The organism is Brevibacillus sp. HB1.3 (genome assembly GCF_013186635.1).
GTDB lineage: Bacteria > Bacillota > Bacilli > Brevibacillales > Brevibacillaceae > Brevibacillus > Brevibacillus brevis_D.
This window is the reverse complement of the sequence record NZ_JABMIT010000005.1, coordinates 307,653-321,739: the sequence shown is the minus strand read 5'-3', so window position 1 is coordinate 321,739 and position 14,087 is coordinate 307,653. Positions and strand designations below refer to the sequence as shown.

Annotated in this window: 10 protein-coding genes; 8 read left to right on the top strand and 2 right to left on the bottom strand. The window is 48.4% G+C overall.

The annotated features are described in order from the left end of the window. Nucleotides 1–8: 8 nt before the first annotated feature. Both proB and HPY31_RS14435 read right to left on the bottom strand, forming a co-directional pair. Entirely contained in the window at nucleotides 9–1,109 is a 1,101-nt protein-coding gene (proB, locus tag HPY31_RS14440; protein ID WP_172141281.1) for a glutamate 5-kinase, read from the bottom strand. Nucleotides 1,110–1,535: 426 nt separating this feature from the next. Continuing rightward, complete coding sequence (locus HPY31_RS14435) at nucleotides 1,536–2,153, bottom strand: hypothetical protein (protein WP_172141280.1); 618 nt, start codon at nucleotides 2,151–2,153, stop codon at nucleotides 1,536–1,538. Nucleotides 2,154–2,305: 152 nt separating this feature from the next. On the opposite strand from HPY31_RS14435, the gene HPY31_RS14430 reads away from it, so the two are divergent. The 8 genes from HPY31_RS14430 (at nucleotide 2,306) to HPY31_RS14395 (ending at nucleotide 14,036) form a co-directional block, all read left to right on the top strand. Next, nucleotides 2,306–2,722, top strand: a complete 417-nt coding sequence (locus HPY31_RS14430; protein WP_172141279.1) for a hypothetical protein — start codon at nucleotides 2,306–2,308, stop codon at nucleotides 2,720–2,722. 449 nt (nucleotides 2,723–3,171) lie between these two features. Continuing rightward, nucleotides 3,172–4,293 carry an S-layer homology domain-containing protein gene (locus HPY31_RS14425; RefSeq protein ID WP_172141278.1) on the top strand — a complete coding sequence of 374 codons (1,122 nt, stop codon included), beginning with the start codon at nucleotides 3,172–3,174 and terminating at the stop codon, nucleotides 4,291–4,293. A 360-nt stretch (nucleotides 4,294–4,653) separates the two neighbouring features. Continuing rightward, the gene (locus tag HPY31_RS14420) at nucleotides 4,654–7,062 is read left to right on the top strand and encodes a 3-hydroxyacyl-CoA dehydrogenase/enoyl-CoA hydratase family protein (RefSeq protein ID WP_172141277.1); all 2,409 of its coding nucleotides are present in this window, start codon (nucleotides 4,654–4,656) and stop codon (nucleotides 7,060–7,062) included. 18 nt (nucleotides 7,063–7,080) lie between these two features. Then, a complete protein-coding gene (locus HPY31_RS14415) occupies nucleotides 7,081–8,259 on the top strand; it encodes an acetyl-CoA C-acetyltransferase (protein WP_172141276.1) in 1,179 nt (392 codons plus the stop codon). 25 nt (nucleotides 8,260–8,284) lie between these two features. Beyond that, nucleotides 8,285–10,063 carry an acyl-CoA dehydrogenase family protein gene (locus tag HPY31_RS14410; RefSeq protein WP_172141275.1) on the top strand — a complete coding sequence of 593 codons (1,779 nt, stop codon included), beginning with the start codon at nucleotides 8,285–8,287 and terminating at the stop codon, nucleotides 10,061–10,063. 213 nt (nucleotides 10,064–10,276) lie between these two features. Next, nucleotides 10,277–11,821, top strand: a complete 1,545-nt coding sequence (locus HPY31_RS14405; protein WP_172141274.1) for a spore germination protein — start codon at nucleotides 10,277–10,279, stop codon at nucleotides 11,819–11,821. After that, the gene (locus tag HPY31_RS14400; RefSeq protein ID WP_172141273.1) at nucleotides 11,821–12,921 is read left to right on the top strand and encodes a GerAB/ArcD/ProY family transporter; all 1,101 of its coding nucleotides are present in this window, start codon (nucleotides 11,821–11,823) and stop codon (nucleotides 12,919–12,921) included. Before HPY31_RS14405 ends, HPY31_RS14400 begins: the two co-directional genes overlap by 1 nt. Beyond that, nucleotides 12,918–14,036, top strand: coding sequence for a Ger(x)C family spore germination protein (locus tag HPY31_RS14395; RefSeq protein ID WP_172141272.1), 1,119 nt, complete (start codon nucleotides 12,918–12,920; stop codon nucleotides 14,034–14,036). Before HPY31_RS14400 ends, HPY31_RS14395 begins: the two co-directional genes overlap by 4 nt. The last annotated feature ends 51 nt before the right edge of the window (nucleotides 14,037–14,087 follow it).

The following is a 14,087-nucleotide window of genomic DNA, read 5'->3' as shown; positions in this document are numbered from 1 at the left end:
GGATTCGTTTAGATGACAGGCGCCCATTCATCTCGATGTATAACAGTACCGCTGTGTCGCGTTACGTTGTCAGGGGAAAGAAAATCACTTAACTGTGCTGCAGTAAATCTGCTGATACCACGTCCGATCAACGTCCCCTCACAGTAAACCTCGATAACCTCACCTTGCTCGAACATGCCGGATACATCGCGGACACCTGCCAGGAGCAAGCTTTTGCTGTTTTCCAAAATCGCTTCCGCTGCACCGCTATCAACCATGATTTTTCCACGGATAGGGGAGTGAAGCGCAATCCATTGCTTGCGAGTAGGAACGCTGTTTGTTGCAGATGCTTCTGGATGATAGTTGACGTAGGTGCCATTCCCGTTGCCAGTAAGGACATCGAGCAAATCAGTGGGATTCGTCAATTTTCCGATAAAGCCGGGAATTCCTAATGATTGGGCGGTTTTTGCTGCGATCAGCTTGGAGCGCATACCACCTGTTCCCAGTTGGGAAGCTCCGCCTGCAAGTGCCTCGATTTCGTCCGTCACACATTCGAGCCAGCCCATGTGTTTGGCATCAGCATGATAACGCGGGTCTTTGTCATACAGGCCATTCGTATCAGTCAGGATCATGTACAAATCGGCATGGATGAGACCAGCGACGAGTGCGCCCAGCATATCATTGTCTCCGAAGGTCAATTCCGCTACGGATACCGTGTCGTTTTCATTGATGATTGGCAAAATGTTTTTATCTAAAAGCAGTGACAGCGTGGAGAATGCGTGTTGATATCGTTCCTTGTGAGAAAAGTCTCCGCGTGTGAGCAAGATTTGCGCCACGCTGAAGTTATGCGCGCCGAACATTTGTGTATAGGTTTGCATCAACAGGCTTTGCCCGATGGCTGCTGCTGCTTGCTTGGCTGCCAAAGATCGCGGTCGCTGCTGATAGCCGAGACTTTGATACCCACTGGCGACAGCTCCTGAGGAGACTAGGACAACCTGATGACCCGCTTCGCGCAATTGGCTGATAGCGGAGACAAGCAGAGACATTTTCGCCGGATCAACACCGCCTGTAGCTGCTGCAATCGAACTGCTCCCCACCTTTACTACCAAACGCAATTTACCCTTTTTCATGCTCAAAACCCCCTTCTTGCATACAAAACGGTCATGACCCTTTTGTTGACCGCAAGCGGTCGCATCCACCTTTATGAAAAACGTCGAGACGTTTTTCACAGAAAAAAGCCCTCTCGTCTCTTTGATAAGGACGAAAGGGCTTGAAACCTCACGCGGTACCACCTTATTTGACGTTTTGGACTGAAGGCATACTTCAGCCAAGAAACGCCCGGCTCTCTTTCTTTGATAACAGGTGAAAGAAACCTGTCCAGGTCTTCCCTGGATGCTCTGGGGTGGGTTCAAACCGATTCAAGGACGAAACCTCTCAGCCGGTGGATTTCGCTCTCTGGACCTGAAGGGCGGTTTTACTATTCCCCGTCATTGCCGCTCACTATGTGCTTATTAATTCACTATTATTCGCTGGGTCCGCAAGAAATGTCAAGAGGCTTATTGAAATTGTTCATTCCCATAAGCGCCCATCCGTGATTTGATTTCGAACCGTTTCGTCTTTTGATCGCGCACGAGTCGGTAGCGCAGCGTGCGGTCAGAAGCAAAGGAGGAATCGGTTACCTCTTCCACGGTCACATTGAGTTCCCCATTGTTTTTTTGAACAGTCGTGTTTCGTACCGAGATCAAAGTCGGATAGTCGACGCGTGGGATTGCTACGTATACCTTTTCCTTCACCAACTTGGTTGTCATGTTGTCGTACATGGCTTCTGCCAGTGGACGGCTCCAAAAGCGACTGAAGTACCCCGTTATCTTGTCTTTACTGTCGAAGCGCTTAGGCAATTCTCGAAAGACGAGACCATCCTCAACTACAGATTTGCCCTTCGCATTGTCCGCGGCAGCGTAATATACATTTTCCAGTTGATGCTCGGCTTGTTTCAAAAAGAGGACGACATCCACTTTGTTATCCCCAAGCTTTTGGATGGCAGACTGCGTGGCAGGCTTACTCTGTGTTTTGGCCTTGTTTTTTGCATGCTCCTGCTTTACTTGCGTCATGCATCCTGTAACGAGCAAAGAGAGAGCGAGAATGAACATCCAATTTTTCCAGTTAACCTTCATGGCGCACCTCACTTGGGAGCAGTCGTTTAACGTTAGCGTGTGTGTCAAAAAAGACAAATAGCCCAGTAAATATATGGATAGGGGTTGTCTGACTCTCGGATTATGTCTATCATGGAGAGAGTTGGACAGATCGAACGATTGAGGTGGAATATATGTTTGGGTTTGGCAAAAAAGCAAAAAAACCAGACGGGATTGATGTGTTGATTATCAAAACCGATGAAGCGAAAACTCGCAACTTTTATCAGGTTGCTTTTCCTAGCGTGGTAGCGAATGATATTTTGTCCATGCTGCAAAAATTGGAGAAATCAAAAATGAACAAGCCGGAGTTCCTGGGGGAAATCGGCGGTTTCCGTATCGTGACCCACTTGGAAGCCTTGACTGGTTTTGACATTTTGGATGATGCGGATACGGAGGGACATCCAGTACAGATTCAAGACTTTGCTAACATGCTTCTGCGTCGTTTGGAAGCTTTGGAGGAAAGCGGAAAGTTTGACGGAAACGAAGATTTAGCATTCATGATGGGCGAGTTGACGATGCTGCGTGATGGCAGCTTTGTGCCACAAAACTAATCATGAGAGCCGTTGGGATATCCGACGGCTCTTTTTCTTTTCTTGTTGGGTTTAGGTCTTATGGCAGGAGGACCTAGAAATTATAGCGAGTTTTTCGTTGTGGACATCCATGTTAGGGACCGATCTGGGGTTATTGTCCTGTTCACTCTCATCAACATTTTCTTATATCGGATCCTTGTGACCAGGGGACCAGGCTGGTTAGAGCAGATTGAAGGATAGTCAGCGCGTAGAGAAGAAGGATATAATTGGGCCGCTCATACAAAGTGCGGCTCTTTTTCATTTCTTCTGAAAAAGTATAACAAAGTTCCGTTTTCATCCCGATACAAGAAAGGGAGAGATCAGACCCAGGAAAATAGACCAATATGGCAGGAATGGATGCTACTGGGGAAGAATTACCAAAAAAAGGGAGTAAGGAAACGATCATGAAAAGAAAGGAGTTATCGTAAGTCATGGTAAAGCGTTTTGCTATCGTTTTTCTCTTGGCACTGCTAGTGGTGCAAAGCGTTTTTTCAGGGAGTGCGAATGCGGCTGCGCCTGGCATGTATACCGACATACAGGGACATTGGGCAAGTGAGCAGATCGAAAAAATGGCGGATCTCGGCATCGTAAAAAGAACGGGATATCAGCCTTTTTACCCAAACAAGCCGGTTACTCGAGGCGAAGCTCTGGTTATGCTGAATCGCGTATTCGAGACAATATACGGACCGATAGAAAAGCCAGAACGCAAGCCAAACCTGGATCAGCGCTATCTACTCCGGGGGGAAGTAGATCAACTGCTGAGCAACCTAAAGACCATGATGAAAATCGAAACAGACGATCTGGGCAAGTTCGATCCAGGAGACCGGATGCTGTACTATCTATATTTGGCTGAAACCGGGCACTTGATGAAAAAGCAAGAAAAGGAAAATCCAGAGTGGTGGATGTCCAGTGCCGGGATGCAGTGGCCATTGACGAGAGAAGAGGCCAGCTTGATATTGTTTCATATGATGGCCCCACAAAAATTTCGTACGGCCAATATTAAACCACAAGATACAGTCTCTTTCTTTAACAGCTATTACGAATGGAAGCGCGACCGATTCTATCGGGATACATATTCACCATATCCACTGGCGATCCGGGAATTCAATCTGTTTCGCGCAGATAAGACCTTTTCTCCGAACAAAATCCTGACGCGTGCAGAATACATCGTTGTGATGGATCGACTGATTGATTATTACCGGATGGATGTAGCTTCGCAGTTCCGGGGTTCACCTGCGAATCAGCAGCACATCGCGCAGGTGTATTTACGAGCAGCGAATTTGGCGTACGAAACAAAAAATCAAAAGCAGCTGTCTGCGCTTTTTACAGACGATGCGATAAAAAGCATGGCCAAGCTGGAGCAAGTGCCTACGTACAACGGGCCGGTAAAAGTAACGGTCAAGGCAGACGAAAACAATTCGAAAATCCTTTGGGTGATTGCTCATTATCTAGACCCGAAAAATGGAGACTTCCAGATTGAATACCGATTGGAAGAAGACGCGTCCAACGCATATGGACGCAAGATCACTGCGCTGATTTACACACAAAAATAGCTCAGAAAAGGGGGACCGGACAACAGTGTGCCCCTTTTCTTTTCTTTCATGAAGTGACGATTGCAACTGACAGAATTTTCGATTACAATAAAAACTGAACGGTGATTCAGTTGGTGGGAGCGTAGCATCTCCGGGCGTGTAAAACAGCCAAAACGTGGGATGTCATTTTTTAACCCACATACTGAATGAGCATTCATTCAACATAAGACATGTGCTGACGCACACAGGAATATCTATGGAGAAAGTAGAAGTTTTAAAAATACTCTGCTAGTCTGAATATTAGGTATTCAATGTTGCGAGCCCATTCTTTTTGACCATGGATCAGTCATGACTAGGTTTTTTAAAAAGGAGGATTTGGAGATGGAACGCAAAATTCGCAAGGCGGCAGTTCTCGGTTCAGGCGTCATGGGCGCCGGGATCGCAGCACATTTAGCCAACGTCGGTATTCCCACTTATTTACTGGACATCGTGCCGCGTGAATTGACAGCAGATGAGAGTAATAAAGGACTTTCTTTGTCTGATAGCGTGGTGAAAAACCGGATAGCACAAGCGGGCCGTGACCGACTATTGAAGGAGAAGCCGGCGCCGCTCTACGATAAAAAGAACATTGACTTGATTACAGTTGGTAACTTCGAGGATCATCTCTCTTGCTTGAGCGAGGTCGACTGGATTATTGAGGTGGTTGTCGAGAACATCGAAGTGAAGAAAAGCGTCTTCGCTATGGTAGAAGCACATCGTAAGCCAGGGACCATCGTGTCTTCCAATACGTCTGGGGTTTCTATTAATGAAATGGCAGAGGGACGCTCGGATGACTTCCGCAAGCATTTCCTCGGCACACACTTTTTTAACCCACCGCGCTACTTGAAGCTGTTGGAGCTGATCCCAGGTCTTGATACAGACCCGCAGGTCATCTCTTTCATGAAGCATTTTGGTGAGCATGTGCTCGGAAAAGGAATGGTCGTTTGCAAGGATACACCTAATTTCATCGCCAATCGCATCGGTACATATGGATTGCAGGTGTCGATCCACGAAATGGTGCGACTGGGGCTTGGGGTAGATGAAGTAGACGCGTTGACAGGTCCGGTTATCGGCCGTCCGAAGAGCGCGACGTTCCGCACACTCGATGTCGTCGGACTGGATACGTACGTGCATGTGGCGGGTAACGTCAGGAACAAAAGCACGGATGAGCAGGAGCGCTCTGTTTTTGAAGTGCCGGAGTTCGTTCTGCAAATGGTGGAGAAAAGATGGATCGGGCAAAAAGCTGGTCAAGGTTTTTTCAAGCAGGTGAAGTCGGAGAAAGGCAAAGAGATTTTGGCACTGTCGGTTGACACACTGGAATACCGTCCAAGTGTGAGGCCGAAGTTTGCTTCCCTCGAAGCAGCCAAAACAGCCAAGACATTGCCTGAGAAGTTGAGAGCGCTCGCATACGGCAAGGACAAGGGCAGTGAGTTCGTCTGGAGTGTTTTCAAAAAGGTACTGCTTTACTCTGCGGAAAAGGCTCATGAGATCGCAGACGATATCGTCTCGGTTGATCAGGCTATGAAGTGGGGTTTCGGCTGGGAGATGGGGCCATTCGAAACATGGGATGCCATCGGTCTCGAAAAGTCAGTGGCAAGAATGCGTGAGGAAAACGAGAAGATTCCGGCACTCGTCGAAGAGCTGCTCGCGAGTGGGAAAACCTCCTTTTATCAAAAAGAGCAAGGGAAGCGCAGCGTGTTTTCCATCGGAGGCACATACAAGGACGTTGAAGAGAGCAAGGAAAACATCAACCTGGCAGCCCTTAAGGAACAAGGCAAGCTGATCAAGAAAAATGCGGGTGCAGCCTTGATCGATTTGGGTGATGGAGTCGCATGTCTGGAATTCACCTCTCCGCACAATGCACTCGGGATGGATGTCTTGCACATGGCAAGTCAGGCCGCAGAGGAAGTACAGAAGAATTTCGCAGGTCTGGTCATCGGTAATCAAGGCAAGAACTTCTGCGTCGGGATGAATCTCGCAATGGCATTGATGGAAGCGCAGGATGAGAACTGGCTCGAGCTCGACATGCTCGTCACGAACTTCCACAAAACAGCACGGGCACTACGCTACATGCATCGTCCAGTCGTCGCAGCACCATTCGGCATGACGCTGGGCGGCGGTGTCGAGGTGGTCTATCTCGCGGATCGCGCGCAGGTATCGGCAGAGACGTACCTCGGACTGGTAGAGGTGGGAGTAGGACTTCTGCCAGGTGGCGGTGGAACGAAGGAGATGCTGTTCCGAGCAATGGAAAACGTTCCAGAGGGAGGCAGTGTGCCGATTGATCCGTTCCCATTCGTTGCGAAGGCGTTTGAAGCCATTGCCATGGCAAAGGTATCTACGAGTGGTCAGGAAGCCATCAATCTGGGGTACCTGAGACCGACTGACCGCATCAGCGTGAATGCTGATCATCAGCTATATGATGCGAAGCAGCTGGTGCTTACGATGGATAAAGAAGGCTACACGCCGCCAGCGCCACGCAAAATTCGCGTCATCGGTGAAACGGGTTATGCGAACCTCCGCCAAAATATTTATGCCATGAAGAAGAGTGGATATATTTCCGAGCATGATGAGCTGATCGCAAGCAAAGTGGCTTATGTCATGTCCGGTGGTAACGTGCCAGCGGGTACAGAAGTGACAGAGAACTACATTCTGGAGCTGGAAAAGCAAGCGTTCCTCGAACTGATCAAGACGCCGAAAAGCCAGCAACGGATGCAGCACATGCTGACCAAGAACAAGCCTTTGCGTAACTAGGGAGAGGGAGGGATAACGATGAGAGAAGCAGTTATTGTCGCGGGCGCCCGCACCGCTATCGGTAAATCAAAAAAAGGAAGTCTCAAGGATTTTCACCCAGTCGATATGGGAGCTGCAGTTGTAAGCGACCTGTTGCGCCGCGTACCACAACTCGATCCGGCTGATATCGAGGATATCATCATAGGGACAGCTGTACCGGAAGCTGAGCAAGGCATGAATATGGCTCGCTTGATCGGACTGCGCGCCGGATTGCCGACGAATGTATCGGGGATCACGATCAATCGCTTTTGCTCCTCCGGTTTGCAGACGATTGCTTACGCTGCTCAGCAAATCATGGTCGGCAGCTCCGATGTAGTTGTCGCTGGCGGGGTGGAGAGCATGAGTCTGGTGCCAATGCTCGGTCACAAAATCGCACTCAATCCGACTCTGGTAGAAACGAAGCCGGAAGCTTACATGAGCATGGGTCATACGGCTGAGGAAGTGGCGAAGAGGTACAACATTTCTCGTGAGGATCAGGATGCTTTTGCTCTGCAAAGCCATCAGCGTGCGACGGCGGCAATTGCTTCAGGGAAGTTCCAAGATGAAATCGTACCTTTGACAGTTAAGCAGCATTTTGTCGATGAAGCTGGCAAGGTTCACGTCCAGGAACGTGTTTTCGACAAGGATGAAGGAGCGCGCTCGGACACGACGATGGAGGCACTCGCCAAGCTCAGACCGGTCTTCCATGTGCAAGGCAGCGTAACAGCAGGAAACTCCTCGCAAACGAGCGATGGCGCGGCGGCAGTTCTCGTGATGTCTGCCGAAAAGGCAGCCGAGCTGGGTGTCGAGCCGATTGCCAAGTTCCGTTCCTTTACGGTTGGCGGCGTAGACCCTGATGTCATGGGGATTGGTCCGGTTGTTGCGATTCCAAAAGCATTGAAGCTGGCGGGAATCAGCTTGGAGGATGTCGATCTGTTTGAGTTAAACGAAGCGTTCGCCTCCCAATCGATTGCCGTCATTCGCGAGCTGGGACTCGATCCAGAAAAGGTCAATGTAAATGGTGGGGCAATCGCATTAGGGCATCCACTCGGTTGCAGTGGTGCCAAGCTGACCGTTCAGCTTTTGAATGAAATGAAGCGCAGAGGCGGCAAATACGGAGTCGTTACGATGTGTATCGGTGGTGGAATGGGAGCCGCTGGCGTTTTTGAAATGATCTAATTTTAATATAAGGAGAGGGATAGTAATGGCAGAAACAAAAGATTTGATCCGCGGTGGAAGCTTTTTGATCGATGCAGGTTCAGCTGATGATGTATTCGTGCCAGAAGAGTACACCGAAGAGCAGAAGATGATTGCCAAGACGACAGAGGATTTCGTCAACAAGGAAGTTCGTCCTCATCTGGAAGAGCTTGAAAACCATCAATTTGATATTTCGGTTCGTCTGTTGAAGGAAGCAGGGGAGCTCGGTCTGTTGGCTGGAGACGTTCCTGAAAAGTACGAGGGACTGGGGCTGGATAAAGTCAGCACGGCACTCGTAACAGAGAAGTTCTCGCTGGCTCGCGGCTTTGCGCTCAGCTACGGCGCCCATGTCGGTATCGGTTCACTGCCGATCGTGTACTTTGGAAACGAGGAGCAAAAACAGCGCTACCTGCCTGATCTGGCATCTGGAAAACGAATCGCAGCTTACTGCCTGACAGAGCCAGGCTCTGGCTCAGATGCGTTGGGTGCGAAAACGACAGCGACTCTCTCCGCAGATGGCACGCACTATATTCTCAACGGAGAGAAGCAATGGATCACGAATGCTGGCTTTGCTGATGTGTTTATCGTATACGCGAAAATTGATGGCGAGAAATTTACTGCCTTTATCGTTGAACGCACATTCCCAGGTGTTTCGTTTGGACCGGAAGAGAAGAAGATGGGAATCAAATGCTCCTCGACACGCACGGTCATTTTGCAAGATGTACCTGTGCCAGTAAATAATCTGCTCGGTGAGCCTGGAAGAGGTCACGTGATCGCGTTTAACATCTTGAACGTTGGTCGTTACAAGCTCGCGGTGGGCGCAGTCGGCTCCTCGAAAAAAGCAGTGGAACTCGCGACGAACTACGCAAAAGAACGCAAGCAGTTCAAAACGCCAATTGCCAACTTTCCTTTAATCAAAAACAAACTGGCAAACATGGCAGTGAAAACGTATGCGGCTGAAAGCTCCGTCTATCGCACAGTGGGTCTGTTCGATACAGCGCTGACTCGCTTGGGTGAAAAAGCGGATGATGGCGCAGAGGTTGCGAAAGCGATTGCAGATTATGCGATCGAATGCTCGATCAATAAAGTATTTGCCACTGAGGTTTTGGATTACTGCGTGGACGAAGGCGTGCAAATCCACGGTGGATACGGCTTTATGTCCGAATATGAGATCGAGAATATGTACCGTGACTCGCGGATTAACCGCATTTTTGAAGGAACGAACGAAATCAATCGCATGCTCATCCCGGATACGCTCGTGAAAAAGGCGATGAAAGGTGAATTGCCGCTCATGCAAGCAGCAAGCAGTTTGCAAGCAGATCTGATGAGCTATTATCCAGAAGAGATTGAGGATGCACCCCTGGCTATGGAGAAGCATCTGATCAACATCACGCGCAAAATCATTTTGATGGTGGCTGGTTCTGCGTTGATGAAATATCAACAGGAAATGTCCAAAGAACAGGAACTCTTGGCATTCGCGGCTGACATGCTGATCGAGCTTTACGCAATGGATAGCATCGTGAAGCGGACAGAGAAAGCAATGGAGGCAAATGGCATCGAAGCTGAGCAGCAAAAGCTGGAAATGACCGCTGTCTATGTACATGAGGCATTCGATCGTATCGAAGGCTGGGCGAAGGAAGCATTGGCGGCGATGGAAGAGGGCGACGAGCTTCGTCTGCGCCTGTCGATCTTGAAAAAGCTGACCCGCCGCACGCCGATCAACACAGTGGCACTCAAACGTTCGATTGCAGACCGTGTGATCGAAGCGGGAGCATATGTGGTGTAGTTCCAAACAGTAGATGGGAAAAGGAGCAAAGCATTGAGCTTTGCTCCTTTTGCATGTAACGCACGTTTCCATTCTTGCGGATATTTGCGATTTGCGAAGGCTTTGGGATTTATTCGATTCAGCGGCAGAATGTGCCAAGTTCCATGCATATTTTGGGAAGCTCTCACGAACGCTAATGGAAGATACTTCGGAAAAGGGCGGGAGCTGTAGAAGATGGCGATGAGAGGGTGGCTGAGAAGAAAAAAGACATCTGTCAAAGACAGGATGAGCCACTCAAGTGAGCCTATCCGTGTCCGTGAGATCAGTGAGCGATTAAGTGATAACGTTGCGGAGCTGAATGCAATCTTTACGCTGACACCCGATTTGGTCATTCGGACGTTTGCGTGCCAGCATATAGAGGGCATGGTTACCCTCGTCTACCTGGATGGCTTGGTTGACAAAAACTCGATTAACAACAATGTGCTTCGTCCGCTTTTGTCACACCCAGAGGGTGAGAAATCGAGTATTTTGGACCTGTTATCTGTGGGAAAGATATCCGTTGCCTACGACTTTCGGAAAGTAGAAACCGAGATTTTGCTTGGAAGTAGTCTTTTGTTTATCGAGGGTCGAAAAGAAGTGCTTGTGATGCAAACGAATGGATGGCCGCAGCGGGCGATAGAAGATCCGCAGATGGAGGCTGCGCTAAAGGGAGGACACCAAGGGTTTGTCGAAACGGACTCGCAGAACATTGCCCTCATTCGCCGCTATATTCCCAACCGTGAATTGAAAATAAAAGAAATGTGGTTGGGAGAACGAGGCCTTACAAAGCTCTCGATCATCTTTTTGGCTGATGTGGCGAATCCGGAAGTATTACAGGAGCTGGAAGATCGGCTCAAGATGATCAAGGTTGACTCGATTCTCAATGCGTCTGAGCTGGAGGAGTATATCGAGGATAATCCTTACTCGATGTTTCCGCAGTTTTTGACTTCAGAACGTCCAGATTCAGTCTCCTCTCACATCTTGCAAGGGAAGATTGCTGTCGTTGTCGATCGCTCCCCAAGTGTATTAATCGGACCGGCTACTTTCGCTTCCTTTTTTCAAAACGTTGACGATTACGGTACGCGTTGGCCTGTTGCCACGTTTATTCGCTTGCTTCGGTACTTGGCTTTCTTGATAGCTACTTTTTTACCCGCGATTTATATTGCGTTGATTTCTTTCAATTATGAGGTTATCCCACTCGATTTGATTTTGTCAGTCGGAGAGTCCCGCGAAAGGGTTCCATTTCCCCCCTTGTTAGAGGCATTCATTATGGAGCTCACACTGGAGATGCTACGGGAATCGGGAATTCGCTTGCCGGCTCCAATTGGACAAACAGTTGGTATCGTGGGAGGTATCGTGATTGGTCAAGCGGTCGTACAAGCGGGGATTGTGAGCAATATTATGGTGATCGTCGTTGCATTTACAGCGATCTCATCCTTTATTATTCCGAACTACGATATGGCCTCGGCCGTCAGGCTTATTCGATTTCTCATGATGATCCTCGCTGCGATGTTTGGTTTTGTTGGCATTATTGTCGGGCTGATGGCATTGATCGGCCATTTGATTACGCTGGAATCATTAGGCGTTCCTTATGGAGGTCCTCTTGCCCCTGTGCGCTTCGGGGACTGGAAAGATTTGTTTATCCGCCTGCCACTATGGAAAATGAAAGAGCGTCCCCTGTCAGCCCATACGATTGAGGACCAAAGACAAGGAGATAATCGGCCGAGGGAGGACGGGTGATGAAAAAGTATACATACAACCAATTGAGCGTCCTTCAGTACATTCTCCTCATTCATGGGGCACAAGTAGGGATCGGCGTATTGACGATTCCCAGAGAATTGGCGGAGAAAGCGAGCACCGACGGGTGGATATCGCTTTTGATCGGATGGCTTGTAGCAACGCTAGTCAGTCTCGTCATCACGAACATGATGAAGCAGTACCCGGAGAAGACGATCATTGATATATTTCCATTGATCCTGGGCAAGTGGCTCGGTCGTGTTGCTATTGCTTTGATGTCCATTTATTGTGCGGTTGCTGCGTTCGTTTTGCTGATGAATGCCACGGGAATCATTAATGTGTGGCTCCTGTCTCAAACACCCGCCTATGTCGTCGTGTTCCTTTTTACGCTGCCGACTTATTTTGTTCTCCAGGGAGGGGTTCGCGCAATAGGAAGGTATGCCGAGCTTGTATTCTATCTTACACTTTGGATACCTTTTGTTATCACGACGGCTTATCGAGAGGTTCATTGGTTAAACTTGCTGCCAGTAATCAAGGAGGGCTGGCATCCGATCTGGGAGGCGAGCAAATCCACGGTACTCTCCTTTCTTGGATTTGAGTTTGGTTATTTCGCCTACCCTTTTCTTCAAAAAAAGCAATATGCGCCTCTTGGCATTATCATTGCGAATACATTGACGATGCTCGTGTATATGTCTGTCATCATCGTTTGCTTTGCTTACTTTAGCCCCGATGAAATCACGCAGTATACATGGCCTACGCTCAATTTATGGAAAGCCATTGAGTTCCGCTTTTTGGAACGTGTCGATATTCTTTTTCTCTCTACTTATATGTTTATATTGTCAACGACTGCAATACCGTACATCTATTTCTGTGTCTTTTCATCCAGTCAGTTATTCGGCATGAAGGATCATCGCAAGCATTTGCGCCTGTTCCTTCTTCTGATTCCAGTGGCGCTATGGTTTTATACGCCATCCTTTATCGATCTGAAGAAAGCGATACAAATTTGGAGCTATGCAGGCGTGGTATTTGCTTATGCACTTCCTTTATTGGCTTGGGGGCCGATCAGGCTATCGAAACGAGCAGCAGGGGGGAAAAAAGCATGAGGGCATTTGCTCAGATTCTGTTATTGAGCTTGCTGGTAACCATGTTGGCAGGTTGCAAGGATCAAATCAATTTGGAAGATGCCACTTTATCGCTGATGGTCGGAATTGATTTGAGCGAAAAAAACGAGCTTCTCTTTTATATCTCAAGCCCGGTGTTCAGTCGGGAGGCAAAGGAAAAATCTGAGGAATACGGTATCCGGTCATCTACGATTAGAGAGTCGAGAATGGGCTTTGATGAGCGAGTAACAGGCTTGACCCAAGCAGGCAAAATCCAGGTGCTTGTGTTCGGGAAAAAGCTGCTGGCTCACCCGGACTGGTTTCGGTTGCTGGATGTCGTTTTTCGGGATGCAAAGTTCAGTGTCAACGCCCGCATGGCTATGCTTGATGGTCCGTTGCATGAGCTGTTTGATTATAAACCAAAGGACAAACCTCGTCTGTCCATTCATGTAACAACGCTGATTGACACAGCCAATAAAAGAAATCTGACGGTAAAGACGAGGGCGCAGGAGCTCCATCGGCAAATGTATGAAAAAGGGATGACACCTAGCTTGACTGAGTTGAAGAAAGAAAAGCGGGCAGTCAAGGTAATGGGGACGGCTTTGTTAAAAGAAAATGGAACGTACGCAAGCTCGATAGAACCGCGGGATACGATTCTTTTGCAAACGCTGCTCCATGAAAAACAAGGGGAATTGTCTGTCACCATCCCGATTAAGGAGCAGAACGATCAAAAACAAATTACGAAAGACAGGATCAGCTTTTTTATCAAGGGCGTCCAAAAAAAAGTAAAAACATCCTATCAGAACGGTCGGTTTCATTTTGACGTTCATTTCAGGTTGCGAGTGTCCATATCAGAGCGAATGTTTCCGTACGACATGCAAAAGGACTACAAAAAGATGGAGCGAATGATCAGCGACGAGTTACAGAAGGATTACATGAGGTTAATCAAGAAATGCCAGGAAATCGGTGTAGACCCGTTTGGGTTTGGTCTCTATGCGCGTGCCTATGAATATAAGGAATACAAAAAGGTAGAGGATGATTGGACGAAGGCGTTTTCCAATGCCATAGTTGAACTCAAGCCAGACGTATCGATCAAGGGGAATGGCGTCATAAAGTGAAGGGAGAAAGACAAAACCCCCTGGCAATCAGTAAATGCCAAGGGGGTTCGT

What these genes read in the sequence shown, in the direction of transcription:
- HPY31_RS14400 (WP_172141273.1), top strand. Translation starts at nt 11,821, where the DNA reads ATGAAAAAGTATACATACAACCAATTGAGCGTCCTTCAGTACATTCTC.
- HPY31_RS14405 (WP_172141274.1), top strand. Translation starts at nt 10,277, where the DNA reads ATGGCGATGAGAGGGTGGCTGAGAAGAAAAAAGACATCTGTCAAAGAC.
- HPY31_RS14430 (WP_172141279.1), top strand. Translation starts at nt 2,306, where the DNA reads ATGTTTGGGTTTGGCAAAAAAGCAAAAAAACCAGACGGGATTGATGTG.
- HPY31_RS14410 (WP_172141275.1), top strand. Translation starts at nt 8,285, where the DNA reads ATGGCAGAAACAAAAGATTTGATCCGCGGTGGAAGCTTTTTGATCGAT.
- HPY31_RS14415 (WP_172141276.1), top strand. Translation starts at nt 7,081, where the DNA reads ATGAGAGAAGCAGTTATTGTCGCGGGCGCCCGCACCGCTATCGGTAAA.
- proB (WP_172141281.1), bottom strand. Translation starts at nt 1,109, where the DNA reads ATGAAAAAGGGTAAATTGCGTTTGGTAGTAAAGGTGGGGAGCAGTTCG.
- HPY31_RS14395 (WP_172141272.1), top strand. Translation starts at nt 12,918, where the DNA reads ATGAGGGCATTTGCTCAGATTCTGTTATTGAGCTTGCTGGTAACCATG.
- HPY31_RS14425 (WP_172141278.1), top strand. Translation starts at nt 3,172, where the DNA reads ATGGTAAAGCGTTTTGCTATCGTTTTTCTCTTGGCACTGCTAGTGGTG.
- HPY31_RS14420 (WP_172141277.1), top strand. Translation starts at nt 4,654, where the DNA reads ATGGAACGCAAAATTCGCAAGGCGGCAGTTCTCGGTTCAGGCGTCATG.
- HPY31_RS14435 (WP_172141280.1), bottom strand. Translation starts at nt 2,153, where the DNA reads ATGAAGGTTAACTGGAAAAATTGGATGTTCATTCTCGCTCTCTCTTTG.